The sequence below is a fragment of the Pseudoalteromonas sp. CO348 genome (genome assembly GCF_004208845.1).
In the GTDB taxonomy this organism is placed as follows: Bacteria; Pseudomonadota; Gammaproteobacteria; order Enterobacterales; family Alteromonadaceae; genus Pseudoalteromonas; species Pseudoalteromonas maricaloris.
In genome coordinates this window covers 62,037-78,873 of record NZ_SGPI01000041.1, presented here as the reverse complement: position 1 = coordinate 78,873, position 16,837 = coordinate 62,037, and the positions used below count along the sequence as shown (strand labels likewise).

Genomic DNA, 16,837 nt, shown 5'->3' with positions numbered 1-16,837 from the left:
ATGGTTAGTACCATACACCACAATCCTTGTTTGCATTTTTTATGTCCACTGTTGTTGGTTAAAGCCGTTCCACCAATACGCAGTACTATTTCCTTAGAACACGTAATGGGCTACTTCTAATACTTTATCATGTATATAAATCAATCTACACCCAAACTTTACTCTTTTCTCTCAGGTAGGTCAGGACGGGTTACTCCACCGCCTGCTACTCCTGTTATTTTTTTAGCTATATCATTGGGTAACAATATCATGAGAATTCTCCAATTTTAATAAAAGTAACCTCTGCAAGTTATGTGATAGTACAAAGCTAATTCACTCCGAGCCATGCTCTCACATTGAGCTGCTGCGACTTGTAGAGTCACGACGAGTATAGAAGCCACGATAAGCATCAATGACTAGTGAAAATACAACCAGCACGGAAAGAATAGTGAGTATGTGCATCAAACTTGGGTACGCGTTATAGATAAACATTGGGTTAAAGTCAGTTAGCTTTCTGAACCCTCGCTCGATAAGAGACGCAGCTTGAATGAGAGCAGCACTTGCTAAAATGAGTATGTAAGTGAGCTCATTTGGTGTTAGGGAAAAGTCTTTTGCGCTTTTTTGTGCAAAGCGACTGATAAAGCTTAAATTGAACTGCGCTATATAGTTTGCAATCTGTTTGCGTTTTATGATGAGCGCCATCAAAAGCAAATTTTGCGTCGCCATTATAAAGTAAAACCATCCGCCCAACTTTAAAGCTGGTTCATACAGTGCAATGTCTAATGTGCGTGCAAATAAAATATTGACTGCTAACCATTGAACATTAGGGCTGTCTTTACTTAGAAAGACTGAAATTATCAAAACCACCCAAATCGAAATATTGATTAGGTGGTTATTTTCCATTATGACTTGATATAGCGTACTCATGATTTCTCGTTGCTAGATTTAAAGTAAGGCGTTTGTATCGCACCTTCCACTTGTTGAGGGTCAACTTGACCGCCTCCACCACCAGCTACACCGCCAGAGCCTGTAATTAGTCGCAAGTACTTGTGAGAAATGATTTGTACTACAGAGGTCGCTATATTGTCTCTTCCTTGCCTAGGGTTAATTTGAGCACCATCACCGATCACACCACTAGAACCGATAATACTGCCTAAGTGTTCGTCAGGAAGTAATTGTTTTGAGATGTAATTAGGTTCTTTTTTATACACTTTGTATTCCTTATGTTAATAACATTTGTATGCATAGTGTAACAATCTTGATTGCAAATTGCGCTATTTAATCGAGGTTGGTATCGGTATCACCAAGTTCATCATTACTGCTTTTTTTTCGCTTTGGTAGTAAAGACTTGGGGTTCAATCCACAAACAATGTACATTCTAATTACTTGGTTTAAATCCGGTGTTGTCAGGCCGCTCTCCCAGTTGTAGATGGTTTGTTTTGAAACGCCCATCTTCTTTGCAAACTGAATTACAGAGTATCCTGCGGCAAACCTCAGTTGCTGTACTAAACTGCTTGCTTTAATTGTCATTTATCTTTTCCCTTAGGGTACTCCATTAATATTCTTTTACTAACAATGACAACGCTATAGTCCTGCCTGAGCCTTGTTTGTGTATTTTGTGTTAAACAAATGAAACGGTCAAGTGTGAAAATATGAAACAGTCTAAGCTTTTGGACTCATACCTTTGTAAGATCTGACACTAGAAGGAACAGTAAGGCGCTGTACTTGAAGTAACGCACACTGAAAAAGCAATGCGTTACGCACATCACGTTCCTTTTTGGCATTTTCAGCATATTAAAAAGGACAGCAACATGAGAAAACGTAAGACTGAAACGTTTGAAACAAGCATGACGCAAATTGGTGAGCCCGAGAGTTCAACTGATTTAAGCACCATGAAGCTACGCGTTGAGACTCAAGACGCAATCGAAATTACATCCTTCCGATTACTCATCTATATTTTATCTGGAAAGTGTTCTTTTTTTAGTCTCTCTGGACTGCATCAAGATACTAAGTGCCCATTATGTGCGTTAGCGTATCGCCAACGTGAGCAAAAAGGTACACAGCGAAAACTTATAGCTGACAAGCAAAACGGACAGATAAACCAACGATCCAAACCGCACAAAATGTTATGGCAGGTACAAGACTGGGGGAAATATTTAGAGTGACTTTGCGTACGTTTGACCGCCTACGCACTTTCGGCCCTCAAGTGGATCAAACCATTACTTATGCTTCGCCCTGCCATCTTTACTATTTCAACGTTATATTTTTGTTTTCCCTGAAAAAACCACCAGTTTTGCAATTGTGGCTGGAGGGATTTGGTTTTTGGCTGGTGTATTCTGTCTAGTTGGCTTTAAATTAATAAAAGAGCCAATTGCTACAAGATAATAGCCGGATTTGATAAACTCCTCCTTTTACTGATTTAGATTGTTACATGATACTCGATAAAAACTGGCGTATTCTTACCGTTGGTGACGGCGATTTAAGCTTCTCATATTCATTAGCAAAACATTTTGCTCCAGCCCATCTTACTGCCAGTGTTTACGACAGTGAAAGTGAACTTAAGCATAAATATCAAGATAATGCTTTTGATAAGCTGCATGATTTAGGGGTAAATGTAGTGACTCAATTTGATGTCACTGAGGCGTATTGTTGGCAAAAAGTGCCGTCGCATGCCTTTGATGCCGTTATTTTTCAATTTCCTCTCATTCCTGCATTTGATTCGCTTGAAAGCTTCCAAAACCAGACCTTGAGCGTCAACAGCCTCAATCGGAAATTACTGCGAGAATTCTTAATAAACGCAGCGGCTTATGCACTTGACCCAAATGGCGCTCAGCTCGGGATCATTACCTCAAAGGACGTAAAACCTTATATTGAGTGGGATCTAGAAGGCAGCCTTGTCAACGGACTTGAGCAATATTACCTCGGCCAATCTCGATTTGATATTTCACAATTCCCAGAGTATCAAATTCGTAATGTCGACCGTGATAAACACGTAAAAGACACCAGCGGTATTAGCTATTACTGGTCTGTTAACCCAGCTCACGTCATCAAAGAAAAGCTCAAAGTACCTGATTATTTGGGTGATAATTACTGCACTATCTGTAGGGCTGGCCCTTTTATCAATAACAGCGATAAGCTCGCACACTTGAACTCGAAAAAGCATAAAAATATGCAAAGGCATGAAAGTGCTTGGTTTAACTACCTGAGTACGCAAGAAAAATTGGAACGATAATAAAAAGAAAACATTGAAAATTAAAAGTAACTAAATCAACAAATAACCATTTCAGAAACCAAGAAAGGCATAAAATATACAAAAGTAATTGAGCCATTATTTAGACACGATTAGACTAGCCTTATATCGCCATTTTTAAGCTTGTTATTTATCTTATTGGGGTCTCAATGCCACTACTTAGCCGCGACTTTGTCATTGCGATTTTATGCCTACTTTGCGCTATGGTCACCATTCAATCCGGTGCCTCTATTGCCAAGCAGTTATTTCCGTTTGTGGGGCCAGAGGGTACCACAGCATATCGCCTTGGATTTTCAGCTCTTATTTTATGCTTGGTGTTCAAACCTTGGCGTCATTTACCAACAAACTGGCGACCACTCATCGTTTATGGCCTGTGCTTGGGTGGCATGAATATCACCTTTTACTATGCCATTGAACGTATCCCTATTGGCATTGGTGTGGCATTAGAGTTTACTGGGCCGCTCGCCGTAGCGCTGTTTTCATCTAAACGGAAACGTGATTATTTGTGGGTTGCATTTGCTATTTTGGGGATCTTGCTATTGTTACCAGATCTTGGCGATGTCAATGGTTTAGACCCAGTCGGTGTTGCTTTAGCCTTGGTTGCTGGTGCTTGTTGGGCTGGATATATTCTCTACGGTAAGCGCTCAGGCAATGAAAGTTCCGGCGGGGTGACTGTGGCAATCGGCATGACGGTTGCGGCCCTTGCTATCGTGCCGTTTGGTATCGTTTCACAAGGTGCTGCACTGCTTGATTGGTCACTTATTCCATTGGGTATCGCGATTGGTTTATTATCCAGCGCCCTGCCTTATAGCCTAGAAATGGTGGCGCTTCGAAAAATGCCCGCACAAGGGTTTAGTATTTTAATGAGCGTTGAACCTGCGGTTGCGGCGTTGGCTGGCTTTTTAATTCTCGGAGAGTTGCTGACTGTTTGGCAATGGCTTGCCATTTTTATGGTAATTACCGCTTCCGTCGGCAGTTCGGTGTCTAGTAAAGAGTAACTTAAAAAATAAACCATACTGTGTGATATTAAGACTAGTAAACACAATCAAGTTAATAAACGTAGGAGGCGCAAGTGAACACCGAAGATAGTAACCAGCAAAGTACCATACACAAATTATTTTGGATATTGATCCCTGCTATGATAGCTGCTGCATTTACGGCTTATTGCACGGTTAAGGTTCAACAATATCATACAGCCTACGAAATCAAATCGCGCTTTTTAGATGAATACGGCTCAGCAGATAATGTGACTAACAGACTTGGAGATACAAATGACACTGCGCGATTTTGGGCAGGGCTTCATGTTGCACAAACACAACTCACCTTAATTGGAAATACTAAGGCTGCGACTATCATCAGTAGCTTTTATAAAACTGTAGAGTTTTGCAACAAGTCCACTTTTTCATACACAGCTGATCTCGATTCAAAATTTAAAGACGCTTATAAAGAGTTCCTAGACAAATTTAACAGTTCAGGTAAAACTTTTGCTGTCACTTTATGGTTTGCAAAAGATAGCTCACAGATTAAATGGAGTAATCCGCTAGTATGTAAAAAGAAGATTCCTTGAAGGACAAAACAGCTAGGAAGCACACAAATTTGGGCTGTAGTCATAAACTACAGCTTGAACTATAGTTGGGTTTCATCTAAACGCAACACTGCGCTTAGATGAAAAGAAGTTTACTACTCGACAATAGCATGAGGCGACGTTTCTCTATCGTCTTGCTCCTCATGAGGAAATAAGTAGGTATCAAGCCACTGCTCTTGCTCCCAAAGTACATGTAAAATACTTTCACGCGCTTTATATCCATGGCCTTCTTCTGGCAACATCACTAACCTTGCATTGCCACCTAAGCCATTCATTGCAGCAAACATACGTTTAGATTGCATAGGAAAAGTACCTGAGTTTGGATCTTCCTCTCCATGGATCATCAACATAGGTTCGTTGATTTTTTCCGCATGGAAAAAAGGCGACATGTTGGCATAGACGTTTTGCGCTTCCCAGAAGTTACGCGGCTCCCCCTGAAAACCAAACGGCGTCAAGGTGCGATTATAAGCCCCGCTCCGTGCAATGCCAGTGGCAAATAAATCACTATGGGCAAGTAAGTTAGCCACCATAAACGCCCCATACGAATGCCCTGCAATCGCAATGCGCTTAGGATCTGCTATACCTTTTTCCACTAAGGTATCAACAGCTGCTTTCGCACTCGCAACCAATTGCTGCCTAAATGTATCATTAGGTTGCGTATCACCAGCCCCCACAATCGGCATCGTCGGATCATCAAAAACAGCAATACCTTTTGCTAAATACGGCATTGGTCCCCAATAGCCAATATATGGGAATTGATAAGGCGATTCACGCACCTGTGAGGCAACGGCTTTATCTTTAAACTCAAGCGGATAAGCCCACATCAACACAGGTATACGACCTTTTGATGGGTCATAATCTGTAGGAAGATAAAGATTACCAGATAACTCAACGCCATCATCACGTTTGTACTTGATTTGCTCTTTTACAACGCCTTTAAATGCAGGATAAGGGTGCGCAAACTTAGTTAGCTGCTCCAAAGTATCAAACTGTAAGTCACGGACAAAAAAGTTAGGTTGCTCTTGGCGTGATTCACGCACAGTAATAAAGCGCATACCTTCGTCATCTAACATTGCACGCACTCTTTCGTAATAAGGTTCGCTCGACTGCCAAATACGAGTTGAAGTATTGGTTTTTACGTCAAAACGATCTAAAAACGGAATGTTGCCTTTCTCTGATGCACCATTGCCTGTTAAAAACAAATACCGGCCTCCAACTAACTTCAATACTCTTGAACCTAAATCACTATTTTCATATACAAAGTTGCCAGGATCTTTGTATGCATCATTATAACTGCGCTCTGAAAACACCACGCGATTTTGCTCTGGATTACGCGGAGAAAATACAGAAGAACGAACACTGCGATCGGCAAAGCGCCATTCATTCAAAATCGCAACATTGTTATCGGCCCACTCAACACTCGAAAAACGACGCTCTACTTTTGCGAAAAGTTCAGGCTCTTTTTTGAATGGCGAACTAATCGTGTAAAGGTGATCATGATAGTCAACCTTCGCACTCATATCCCCACCATCTTGCGCTTCGGCCCATATTAGCGTCGCACCATGGTCGTCACGCCATTGGATCTCACGGGGCCCTTCTCTCACGCTATCAAAGCCCGCAGGCAGTGCGTCGGCTAGTGGTTGTCTTGCCACTTCAAATAATGGATAGCCGCGCATTCCCCACACCTGCCATACCGCAGGAAAACGGCTGTAAGGCACTTGGAATGAGAAAGGATCGGCCATCATACCGACCACTAGATTGGTAGAGTCTGGCGAAACAGAGAAGTGTTTAAGATAGGTTGGGTTACCAATTTGCTGCGCGCTAGCATTAAGATTTAGCTTAATTAACTGCCCCTCAGAATAGAACTTAAATAGCTGAATATCATAGGGACTAGACAACAAATTCTGATAAGTGCGTGTCGATGCTTTTTTGCCAGATGTAGTTTGTACGATTGGTGTTAGACTAGATTTATCTTTTGCGCTTGGCTGTTTGCCATGATTAATAGCAATATTTGCGATAATCGCAGTACTGTCTGGCAACCACTGGTATGGCGTTGAAGTCACCACGCCATTTAAAGTTGATTGAGTGAGCTGTTTAAGGTTGCGCTGCTCAATATCGTAAGCCCAAAGCGTAGCACTATTTTCTTGTTCAAGAATAAACGCGAGATAGCGGCTATCTGCACTCCAACTTGGCGACTTGATCTTGCCTTTAGGTAGACCTGTCACCTTAATTAAGGCACCGGTTGCGACATGTTTAAACTCAATAGAGCTATATTGGCGGCTGGAGGTCCGCATAAAAGTTTGCGGGTTGAACTTTATCCCCGCAAGCGCTTGCTCTGGCTGCCCAAGCTCTTCGAGCGTAAGCACCCTATTGCGCTGTAACAATGCCAACCAATTGCCGTTCGCACTCAATTTAGAGGTTGGGATCAATGGTGCATCAACAAGCTTTGCCAGCTCTGGAGAAGGTGTCATGTAGCCTTGCTCTTGTGCACATACCGTATAAGATACGGTAGTCATTAATATGATAAATGTGATTTGTTTTAATAATTTCACTGTATTTACCTATCTTCGGCGTTTAACAGATGATCATATAACGATTATCGGGAAATGTGCAGAGATTTGCGATTTAATGCGATGAAAACTTGATGTACACTTAGTCACTTAACCAGACATAATTGATACGAATTAGCATGAACAACGATAAAAAACTCGCTAAGGTTACCATTTTCGATGTTGCCGAAGAGGCACAAGTTTCTAAATCAACAGTATCCCTTGTTCTAACGCATAGCGATAAAGTCAGCGATAAAAGTAAAGAAAAAGTATTAAAAGCCATCGAAAAACTGGGCTACGTTTATAATCGCGACGCAGCAGCGTTACGTAGTAAAAAGTCTAATCTTGTTGCTGTTGTTATCAACGACTTAACTAACCCTTACTCTGCTCAGCTTGCTGTCGGATTAGAAAAGCATATTTATGCATTAGGTATGGTACCTATGCTGGTCAATACAGGCGAAGACTTTAATCGCCAACGCCAAGTCGTTAACACACTTAAAGAATACAACGTTTGTGCCTTTGTCATGGTGCCCGCACCAAGTACCCCGCGAGAGTGGCTTGACCAATTGGCTGATTCTGGATTTCCAGTTATTACCATTATGCGTGAAGTGGCCTTTGCAAAAGCCCCTTGTATTCTACCTGACAATAAAAAAGGGACTCACCTAGCAACGACTCACCTCATTGAGCAAGGCATAAAAAACATTGCTTTTTTGGGTGGTACCCCTGAAATCTCTGATTACCATGAGCGACTGTCTGGTTTCCAAAGCGCGCTAAAGCTCAATGGTTTAAATGAAGCGCAACCTGCGATCGCAGCTCCAACCAATCGCCAAGGGGGCCGAGAAGCGTTTAATACCCTCATCGCTGACCATAAAGAGATAAAAGCTATCGTTTGCTTTAGTGACGTCATTGCATACGGTGCAATTGAAGCCATGCGCGAACATGGACTAGTACCTGGTGAAGACATCAAAGTTGTCGGTTTTGATGACTTGCAAGACTCTCAGCTGATGAAACCCGCATTAACGAGCGTCAGAATTGATGCCGACGACATCGGTAAGCGGACATGCCATACATTGTCCGAAATTTTAAACAAATCGCAACCTGCCGTTAGAACCTTGGTGGATGTTTCATTGCAGATCAGAGAATCATCGTAACTCTTAGCATTTAGCAATAAATGTAGCGCTGAGACCTGCTTATAAAAAATGCAAATATTTGCGGCCAAAACTATAGACATTACTGAGAATCTGGATAGAATTCGCAGCAATCTTGGCCGCCAAATTTACCTATGCAAATAGTCTGTTGCGAATATCATATTCGTGTGCAAAAACATAACTAAAATCTAGTAAAAGCAATGATATGTATCTTACTAGCAGCGCGTACCCATGATGAGCTCAGTTTGATTTTTTTAATTTCAAACACCATACTTTTTTAACATTTTCGCCAATTCACTGCATTCAGTAGAATTGGTATTACATATTTAAGGTTCTCTTTCGTTGAATAACGCAACCTTTACAGAGAAACGCCGCTTTATTGTGAAGTTAGGCAAAATGCTTCACAAATACGGTACCCCTGCCTATCGACTCGAAGCACACTTAATGGAAGTAGCCACACACTTAGGGTTAAAGTCTTCCTTTGTCATGTCTCCGACGTCCGTCACTTTTGTGATTTGGACCGAAGGTCATGAAGAAGAATATACCCATGTGGCACGTGTTGACCCTGGCGACCATGATTTAGGTTCATTGGCAGATACGGATGACGTTGCAACACGCGTGTTATCTGGTGAGCTTTCAATCCAAGAAGCCGAACAATGCCTTGAAGCCATTTTGCACGCTAAGCCTCCATATAATAAGTTAATGACGGGTCTTGCATTTGCAACTTCAGGCGGTGCGTTTGCAATGCTGATGGGGACTAGCTGGAATGACGTATGGTGGTCGGCGCTATTATCGCTTCTGGTCTACTTATTCGTGCTTTGGGCGAGTATTTCCAAACGTGTAACACATATGCTTGAGCCTTTGGTCGCCATCGTATCAGCGGTTGCTGCTTGTGCCGTGTCTGTGTACATTGACCCACAGATCAACATCCGTTTGGTGGTACTTTCGGCCATTATCGTGTTTATACCTGGCTTGGCGCTGGCGCTTGGGTTTGCTGAATTATCGGCTCGTCACTTAGTGTCAGGTACCGCAAGAGTCATGGACTCTATTATGTTGCTCTTTAAGCTCTACTTCGGTGCATTTTTGGGGATCAGCTTAGGGTTTGCGTTTTTTGGTCAAGTTGATTTTATACAACCATCACCATTACCACGTTGGACGGCTTGGCTTGCAGTGCTATTGCTTTGTAGCAGCCTAGTAATTATCTTTAGAACAAAGTTACGCCATGCAAGTTGGTCACTCGCATCTGGCTTTATCGCCTACGCAGCCAGTATCAGTTCTGCGGTTTACTTTGATTATGCGCTTGGTACTTTTGTGGGTGCATTTGCAGTGGGCGTTTTTAGTAATATCTTTAACCGTGTGGTAAATGCCCCTGCGTCCATTGTCGCAATGCAAGGTTTGATTGTGTTGGTCCCTGGTTCTAAAACCTATATTGGACTTAATTCATTGATCGAAGGCCAAAGCTTTGTTCACGCAGATCATATCGGCCAACAAACCTTTTTAATATTTATGTCTCTTATCGCTGGCCTTATCTTCTCAAACGTTGTGCTGCCACCTAAAAAGAGTCTATAACATTCGAAAAGAACTGGAAAGGCGACTTTCCAGTTCTTTGTAGTTGTGAATGTTAACAAAAAATATAGTCAAATCCTTCCAGTAAACTTAACTTAAACCGTAAACTACCGAGAAAATATTATTTTATATCCATACATTTCAATAAAATAAGAAAAACAAAAGTTAAAAATCTACAAATTCATAACTATTCATTTCAATTCAAGATTTAACAAACCCCACTGGTGTTTAATCTTTCTCGAGGTCAACCTCTCAATCACAAGTAATACCAATTATCTTAATTAAGTGGTCTATTTTGAGGCGAGAAAACCTTGTCGATAACAAGGCAAAAATTTTGCTATTTAGTTGCTCTAAATAAGAAATTTTTAACGCAGTTAGCGTCAGATTTACTCCTTCAAACTGAGCAAGTATTAAGGCTAATTGGTATATGCACTCAAGGGGAATTTATGTTTCGCAATAATAAGAAAAAACTGGCTGTACTAATCAGCCAATCTTTGCTCGGCTCAGTACTTTTTGCACCGGGTCTAGCGTTCGCTGAAGAAAACAACAATCAAGAAACAGCTAAAAATGGTGAAGTTGAAGTTATTCAAGTCAGAGGGATCCGTGGCAGCGTTGTTCAATCACTCAATACAAAAAGATACTCAGACGCCATTGTCGATGCAGTAACCGCCGAGGACATTGGCAAATTTCCAGATCAAAACGTTGCCGAATCACTACAACGAATTACCGGTGTTTCAATCACGCGTAGTTTTGGTGAAGGTGAACGCGTTAGCATTCGAGGCACAGGCGAAAGCCAAAACCGGACCTTATTGAATGGTCAAGCTGTTGGCTCAGCGGATTGGTGGACTAACTCTGCGGCGAGCCGTGGTTTTAACTATACAATGTTACCCTCTGAAATCATTTCTGGGCTTGAAGTTTACAAATCACCAGAAGCCGATATTGACGAAGGATCTATTGGTGGAACCGTGATTGTTAGAACACGTAAGCCGCTTGATTTAGAAGCAAATAAAATTGCAGGTTCAATTATCGCACAGCACAGCGAAGTGTCAGGTGAAACCGACCCACAACTTTCCGCGATGTACAACTTTAAGACCGATGATGAATCTTTTGGCGCCTTAATTTCTGTCGTGCGCCAGGAACGTAACTTGCGCCGCGATGGTATTGAAGCATGGTCTTGGACCTATCGTGATATCACACTTGAAGATGGTACCGTCGTCGACAATGTCTACAGCCCTGGTGGTGGCGGCTCAGCCATGTTCTCACAGCAGCGCGTACGCACAGGTATAAATCTCGCCTTGCAATATCGTCCAAATGAAAATATGGACATTGTATTCAATGCGTTAGACTCTACGCTTGAAGCCGATAATGAAAACCAAAACTTCCTTTGGTTACCCGGTTACGGCGGCTCACAATATACTGACATTACCGTTATCGACCATCCCGTAGTTGGCAAGATGGCTGTCGGCGGCACACTTGGCTTATCGCCAGATGGTAATAACATTCTGGATGAGACCAAAGTACGTAACTCTGAGCTCAAAACCAAATCGTACGACTTAAAAGTTGAACATCAAGGGCAACTTTGGGAATCTTCGTATCACTTAGGTTACACAGAAGGTTCGGGGGGTTCACAAGCGGATCGCTCCGTTGGTTGGGAAGGCAACTATGTTCACAGCTTTGATGCGTCACAAGAGGAAGACGTAAAAACCAGTTATGCCGCCGATCCAAACGATGGTGATAAATGGAATTTAGGCTTTTTACGCTATGACAGCAATGATGCGAAAGATGATGAAACTTACTTTCAAGCCGACTTTAAACGCCCAATTGACGTCGCTATCTTTAACCAGATCAAGGTAGGCTTTAAATATCGTGATCATAGTCGTTTTAATACCAAACACACAACGGATAATCGTACCGACTTAAACTGGAGTCTGGCTGATTACTCTAAAGCCATGCCTTCTGATTACCTTTCAGGCGTAGGCTCATCGGGCACAACGCGCAGCTACGCAATCACTGATTCAGACAAAATACGCCAAGAAGGTGATGCGCTGGGTTGGAATTACCGAGTATTGAAGGCCAGTACTTTCGATATCAATGAAAAAATTACCGCAGGCTACATTAAAGCGAATCTGGACGCAGATGGTCTACGCGGTAATTTAGGTGTAAGACTTGTAAATACCAAACAAACCTCATCCGCGTTTGCAGGTGAGTCAGGTGCTGAGGTATGGACAACGGAAGAAAAGGACTACTTCGACATTCTTCCAAGCATTAACTTGGCAATTGACTTAGATGACGATTTATTAATGCGTTTTTCTGCCGCACGAGTTATGTCTCGTCCAGATTACGCCGATATGACAGCATCAACCTCATACAACCTAGAAACACAAACAGGCACTGGCGGTAATCCTGACATAGACCCATATCGAGCGACGCAGTTTGATACCGGTATCGAGTGGTACTTTAGCGACGCAGGTCTTTTTTCTGCGGTATTTTTCTACAAAGATATTCAGTCGTTTATCGAGAGCCAACCGGCACTTGAAATTCATGAAGGTAAAGAGGTTCTGATCAGCCGTCCTGTTAATGGTAAAGCGGGACGTATTCAAGGTCTAGAAGTGGGTTATCAACAAGAATTATACGAAGGTTTTGGTGTTGCAGCTAACTATACCTATGTAGATGGTGAAGCCAAAGACGATGAAGGTAACGACATCACTATCCCAGGCAACTCTGAGCATACCGTTAACTTGAGTTCTTATTATGAAAACGAATTCATTAGTGCCCGTATCTCATACAACTTCAGAACAGGGTATGATACAGGTCGAGACTGGCCAGGATACATTGACGATTATGGCCAAGTAGATGCCAACCTTACCTATAACTACAACGAGAATGTGGCATTTATTCTTGAGGCCATCAACTTGACGGATGAACATACATTTAGCTATCAGGAAAAGGGAGTTGAGCAGGCACTAACGGGTGTCTATGCCGATGGAAGGCGCTTTAGCGCGGGGGTTAGATTTAACTTCTAACACCGAATAGCGAATGAAACTTTTACCACTAAATCTGGTCTTATTAGTCGTAAAGGAATAGTTTCATGACTCGAATTAAGTCGCTTCCAAGCTAACACAGGTTCGACTTAGTAAACTCCCTGCCCGGAGTTCCAAAAAGCTGATAGCGTTTGCTATCAGCTTTTATTATTTAAATTTCCCTTATATTGTGGTTATATAGCCTTTTCAAAATGACCATAGCAACCCCAAAGAGCAGTCCGAGGATGAGTAATCAATAAAATGCGCAACAATCTCATTTCTGGGCTTATTTTTTCATTTTTGCTGAGCATAAGTTGGCTGACAAAAGCCGATCTTTACGATGCTACCCTCGCCTATCAGAATGAAGAATTCACGCATGCATTTTCTGAATTCAATCGCCTAGCTCAATTAGGTAATGCAGACGCCATGTATAATCTTGGGGTGATGTATTTGTACGGCCAAGGAACCGAACAAAGTGCCGCAAATGCCTTTGCTTGGTTTTCATTGGCTAAAGAATTCGGTATTGCTGAAGCCTTTCAAACGGCGCAACTCGTTTTGCAGCAATCCGACGACCAAAGTGGCCTAAAAGATTTCGTAACACTTCAAAGAAATCGTTTGGCAGACACCTACTTACTTGATTCAACACTTGCCCGGCTCATGCAACCCAATATCGTTTCTACGCCGAGTAAAACTCACGATGTATTACCTGACTACCCTGATGAGGCCGTACGACAAGGGATTGAGGGCTGGGTTTGGTTAGAGTTTGATATCGACCAAAGCGGTAAGGCAACCAATATAGAGGTCGTTGATAGCTATCCCAAGCATATATTCACCGCTAGCTTGCTAAATGCGGTAGAAAAGTGGCGCTATAGTGGTCCAAAACAAGCACACACCTTGATTTACCATTTTGCGACATATAAAGGCGAGCAATATCGCGAAACCTTAGCCATTCAAAAGAAGGCCTACGAAAAACAGCTTAAGCAGAATATCGATGCGGCAGAGCGTGGTGTGGCGCAAGTACAATACTATATTGCCAACTGGTTGAGTATGAAAGATTACAACGCGTATCAGCTACTGCGCTATCACTGGCGCTCTGAAGAGCCGGTAAATGAACTATATTTAGCCGCAGCCAAAAATGGCTTGGACTTGGCACAATATCGCTTAGCAACTCAGCTTATTAATGTGGGAGAGCATCGACTTAGTGTACTTTGGCTAGAACACGCAGCACAAACCATGGATATCGCAAAATATCGCTTAGCACGAACACTGCTTACAAACACAGAGCAGCAGGATGCTCCACGTGCGCTACAAGTACTTATCGAGGCCTCGAGTAACGGCCATTTGCGCTCCACACTTTTATTAGCAAACACTTATTTAACTCGTCTCAACGACAAAGCTCAGGCCAAGACTTGGTTGCGTCATGGTCTCACCATCGATCCTGGACACCCTGAACTGCTGCTACTGTCTGCCAAGCTTACAGATGATCAGGCAGAGGCCAAAAAGCTTGCTTCACAAGCATTGAAGTCGGCATCACAGCGCAATTGGAGTAGTAAAGCAATACGCTTATTCCAGCAAAAACTAGCTAACTAACTGTACCCAACCTGGGCTTCGTAACATTGATGTCTTCATCGCTCACCGTACTCCAGTAATACTATGTCACTTTCATAATTGTTGATCCGATTGAATATGACCTGACTGCCATCAAAGCTTGCTAGTACCTGTAACTCGGTAAACCCCGCGTAAAGGTGTAACCCAATTGGTTGAATTTCTTCGACTTTGTTTTCACTACTCAAATAGCGATAAAGCACCAGTTGGTGACCTCTTTTCAGTACAAAATAAACCCCGTCTCGGTATACTGCTGGCTGGTAAAGAGATAAAGACCCACGTAACTGCTCTACATCAATTGTTTCAGTCAGCGCAGCAACTAGGTATTCCCTAACTTGTTCTTTGTATCCCACAAAGCTTGAGTTCTTCTGAGTCAGGGATAAATCAGACGAACGAGTCACCAGAGGTTGTTGCTCACTGCGCCCTTGAGATACGGTAAATTGCCATGCCTGCCATTTGGCTTCCGTCGAGAGCTTTGCTCGATAATACAGGTTTCTACCATCCTGTGACCAATGCAAGTCAGCAACTTCTGCAAAGTTATCAACTACTTTTTTCACTTCTTTAGTAAAAGAGCTTATTAAATACACTTTATGCGACTTTGATAATACGGCGAGATATTCGTTATTAGGCGACAGCAATAGCAAAATAGGCACTTCTCCCAGCGGCATAGTGCCAAGCAAACTCGATGTTGGTCGAAAAGCATGTTTATGCCAAAGCTCAAATTGTGGCGCATCATTATTTTTGGCTGTCACAGAGGCATATACAAAATGTGCGCCATCATCAGACAAAGCGGCAAGTAAGTCCATCCTTGCGGGCGACGTCAACTGCTTTTGCTGTGCTTCGCTTTGTGCATCTAGAGCGAGCTGATAAAAATTAATTTCAGCCACGCCCTCAGTGTGCGCCGAAGCACGCAAATGCGCATTAACATCAATCTCAGATATCGCACCAAATCCGGAGTATAACAACTGCTGCTCACGACCTTTCAGTACACTCAAGTTTTGTTTAGCGATAATAACCGTATCGTCCTGATAACCATGACTCAATGCCGAAAAAGACTGCTTGGAGAGTGTGGTAGTTTGCCTTTCAGGGTCCCCAAGTTGCCCCAGATTAAGCCGATAAACGCCCTGCTCTTTTACCTGATACAACAGCGCTTGTTGGTTAACTTGATAATGTGTTACATCGCGAATAGGCAACGCCGTAGTGTTGAGCACTTTAGGATGATTATCCGCAAAAGTGACCGCTACAGATTGCAAATAGGTCCCACCTTTATCCCAAGACTTAGTGATAAAATGACCCGCTCGATATTCAAGCCAAGGCGCTGAGTCTTGTGCGCTATTACAACTGCCAAGCACGCTATCGCGCGCTAGTCGCCACATTTCTATTGGAGCTTTCACGTGTAACGCCCGTACTTCACAGGAAACCGGATCCGAGCGCGAATAAATCAGCCAGTTACCATCTAAAGACCAACTTGCCGACTCTTCACTATAACCGCTGCTTTTTATCGTATGGGTTGTTTTGGTCTCAAGATCATAGACCGCCAAATCAAATTGATCGGCTCCCTCAGCTAAATAGCTGTAAGCTAAATAGTTACCATTTGGAGAAAAGCGCACAAAGACTTCTGCACCCGGCGAGGATGTGATCCGAGTTGCAGTGACGGGCAGCTGTTGCAATTCATTTTGCCACTGCTTAGCCATAAAAACGCCAAGCAAAGTCACCACCAGACCCATAAAAAACCCGAGCAGCGCAAATTGTGCGCCACGCCCACGAGACAGCTCCTCTACTTGCTCAAGTAGCGTCGGGGCTTTTTCAATTTGTGCAATGCATTGATAACCTAGGCGTGGTACCGTTTTAATTATTTTTGGCTCGTTAGAACTGTCACCAAGCAGCTTACGTAGCTGTACCACCAGCTGGCTAACAGAGTTATCACTGACGATAGTACCGGGCCATACGATATCTAAGATAGCGTCTCTGGTAACAACCTGTCCCTTATTAGCAATCAATAGACGCAATAATGCCGCATGCTTCGCTTCGATGCTTCTCCAAGAACCGTCAACACACACAGATAAATTACTCAGGTCGACAAGTATCTCATTGATTAAAAAACGTTTATCTAAGTTTTCAACCATCAACTACTA

Annotated in this window: 13 protein-coding genes; 8 read left to right on the top strand and 5 right to left on the bottom strand. The window is 42.7% G+C overall.

Translation table 11 applies throughout. From position 1 onward, the window contains the following. Window positions 1-330: 330 nt before the first annotated feature. From EXT48_RS23125 to EXT48_RS23115, 3 genes are all read right to left on the bottom strand, one after another. Window positions 331-906: a hypothetical protein gene (locus tag EXT48_RS23125; RefSeq protein ID WP_130165972.1), complete on the bottom strand. Its 576-nt coding sequence runs from the start codon at window positions 904-906 to the stop codon at window positions 331-333. Continuing rightward, on the bottom strand, window positions 903-1,190 hold the full coding sequence (locus EXT48_RS23120; RefSeq protein WP_039491200.1) for a hypothetical protein: 288 nt from the start codon (window positions 1,188-1,190) through the stop codon (window positions 903-905). Before EXT48_RS23120 ends, EXT48_RS23125 begins: the two co-directional genes overlap by 4 nt. A gap of 67 nt (window positions 1,191-1,257) precedes the next feature. Next, on the bottom strand, window positions 1,258-1,509 hold the full coding sequence (locus EXT48_RS23115; protein ID WP_045962041.1) for a helix-turn-helix transcriptional regulator: 252 nt from the start codon (window positions 1,507-1,509) through the stop codon (window positions 1,258-1,260). Window positions 1,510-1,790: 281 nt separating this feature from the next. Here EXT48_RS23115 and EXT48_RS23110 point away from each other — a divergent pair, with 281 nt between their 5' ends. The 4 genes from EXT48_RS23110 to EXT48_RS23095 all read left to right on the top strand — a co-directional run bounded on the left by EXT48_RS23110 (window position 1,791) and on the right by EXT48_RS23095 (window position 4,796). Further along, window positions 1,791-2,144, top strand: a complete 354-nt coding sequence (locus EXT48_RS23110) for a hypothetical protein (RefSeq protein WP_130165971.1) — start codon at window positions 1,791-1,793, stop codon at window positions 2,142-2,144. A 266-nt stretch (window positions 2,145-2,410) separates the two neighbouring features. Next, complete coding sequence (locus EXT48_RS23105) at window positions 2,411-3,211, top strand: Rossmann-like fold-containing protein (protein ID WP_130165970.1); 801 nt, start codon at window positions 2,411-2,413, stop codon at window positions 3,209-3,211. Window positions 3,212-3,378: 167 nt separating this feature from the next. Continuing rightward, entirely contained in the window at window positions 3,379-4,227 is an 849-nt protein-coding gene (locus tag EXT48_RS23100; RefSeq protein ID WP_069021792.1) for a DMT family transporter, read from the top strand. A gap of 74 nt (window positions 4,228-4,301) precedes the next feature. Next, a complete protein-coding gene (locus tag EXT48_RS23095; RefSeq protein ID WP_130165969.1) occupies window positions 4,302-4,796 on the top strand; it encodes a hypothetical protein in 495 nt (164 codons plus the stop codon). A 113-nt stretch (window positions 4,797-4,909) separates the two neighbouring features. On the opposite strand, the gene EXT48_RS23090 is transcribed toward EXT48_RS23095, so the two are convergent. After that, window positions 4,910-7,330, bottom strand: coding sequence for a prolyl oligopeptidase family serine peptidase (locus EXT48_RS23090; RefSeq protein ID WP_240703434.1), 2,421 nt, complete (start codon window positions 7,328-7,330; stop codon window positions 4,910-4,912). 173 nt (window positions 7,331-7,503) lie between these two features. Between EXT48_RS23090 and EXT48_RS23085 the strand changes: the two genes are divergently transcribed. The 4 genes from EXT48_RS23085 to EXT48_RS23070 all read left to right on the top strand — a co-directional run bounded on the left by EXT48_RS23085 (window position 7,504) and on the right by EXT48_RS23070 (window position 14,687). Beyond that, entirely contained in the window at window positions 7,504-8,514 is a 1,011-nt protein-coding gene (locus EXT48_RS23085) for a LacI family DNA-binding transcriptional regulator (protein WP_045989296.1), read from the top strand. 339 nt (window positions 8,515-8,853) lie between these two features. Then, window positions 8,854-10,080 (top strand): threonine/serine exporter ThrE family protein, encoded by a 1,227-nt coding sequence (locus tag EXT48_RS23080; protein WP_130165967.1) that lies wholly within the window; start codon window positions 8,854-8,856, stop codon window positions 10,078-10,080. Window positions 10,081-10,523: 443 nt separating this feature from the next. Continuing rightward, window positions 10,524-13,100, top strand: coding sequence for a TonB-dependent receptor (locus EXT48_RS23075; RefSeq protein WP_130165966.1), 2,577 nt, complete (start codon window positions 10,524-10,526; stop codon window positions 13,098-13,100). A 258-nt stretch (window positions 13,101-13,358) separates the two neighbouring features. Continuing rightward, the gene (locus EXT48_RS23070; RefSeq protein ID WP_130165965.1) at window positions 13,359-14,687 is read left to right on the top strand and encodes an energy transducer TonB; all 1,329 of its coding nucleotides are present in this window, start codon (window positions 13,359-13,361) and stop codon (window positions 14,685-14,687) included. A gap of 35 nt (window positions 14,688-14,722) precedes the next feature. Here the strand turns inward: EXT48_RS23070 and EXT48_RS23065 are convergent, their stop codons facing one another. Further along, on the bottom strand, window positions 14,723-16,828 hold the full coding sequence (locus tag EXT48_RS23065; RefSeq protein ID WP_130165964.1) for a winged helix-turn-helix domain-containing protein: 2,106 nt from the start codon (window positions 16,826-16,828) through the stop codon (window positions 14,723-14,725). Window positions 16,829-16,837: the final 9 nt, after the last annotated feature.

Excerpts from the sequence above, each read along its gene's own strand:
- EXT48_RS23105 (WP_130165970.1), top strand. The coding sequence starts at position 2,411 with ATGATACTCGATAAAAACTGGCGTATTCTTACCGTTGGTGACGGCGAT.
- EXT48_RS23090 (WP_240703434.1), bottom strand. The coding sequence starts at position 7,330 with ATGACTACCGTATCTTATACGGTATGTGCACAAGAGCAAGGCTACATG.
- EXT48_RS23070 (WP_130165965.1), top strand. The coding sequence starts at position 13,359 with ATGCGCAACAATCTCATTTCTGGGCTTATTTTTTCATTTTTGCTGAGC.
- EXT48_RS23085 (WP_045989296.1), top strand. The coding sequence starts at position 7,504 with ATGAACAACGATAAAAAACTCGCTAAGGTTACCATTTTCGATGTTGCC.
- EXT48_RS23125 (WP_130165972.1), bottom strand. The coding sequence starts at position 906 with ATGAGTACGCTATATCAAGTCATAATGGAAAATAACCACCTAATCAAT.
- EXT48_RS23075 (WP_130165966.1), top strand. The coding sequence starts at position 10,524 with ATGTTTCGCAATAATAAGAAAAAACTGGCTGTACTAATCAGCCAATCT.
- EXT48_RS23065 (WP_130165964.1), bottom strand. The coding sequence starts at position 16,828 with ATGGTTGAAAACTTAGATAAACGTTTTTTAATCAATGAGATACTTGTC.
- EXT48_RS23110 (WP_130165971.1), top strand. The coding sequence starts at position 1,791 with ATGAGAAAACGTAAGACTGAAACGTTTGAAACAAGCATGACGCAAATT.
- EXT48_RS23100 (WP_069021792.1), top strand. The coding sequence starts at position 3,379 with ATGCCACTACTTAGCCGCGACTTTGTCATTGCGATTTTATGCCTACTT.
- EXT48_RS23115 (WP_045962041.1), bottom strand. The coding sequence starts at position 1,509 with ATGACAATTAAAGCAAGCAGTTTAGTACAGCAACTGAGGTTTGCCGCA.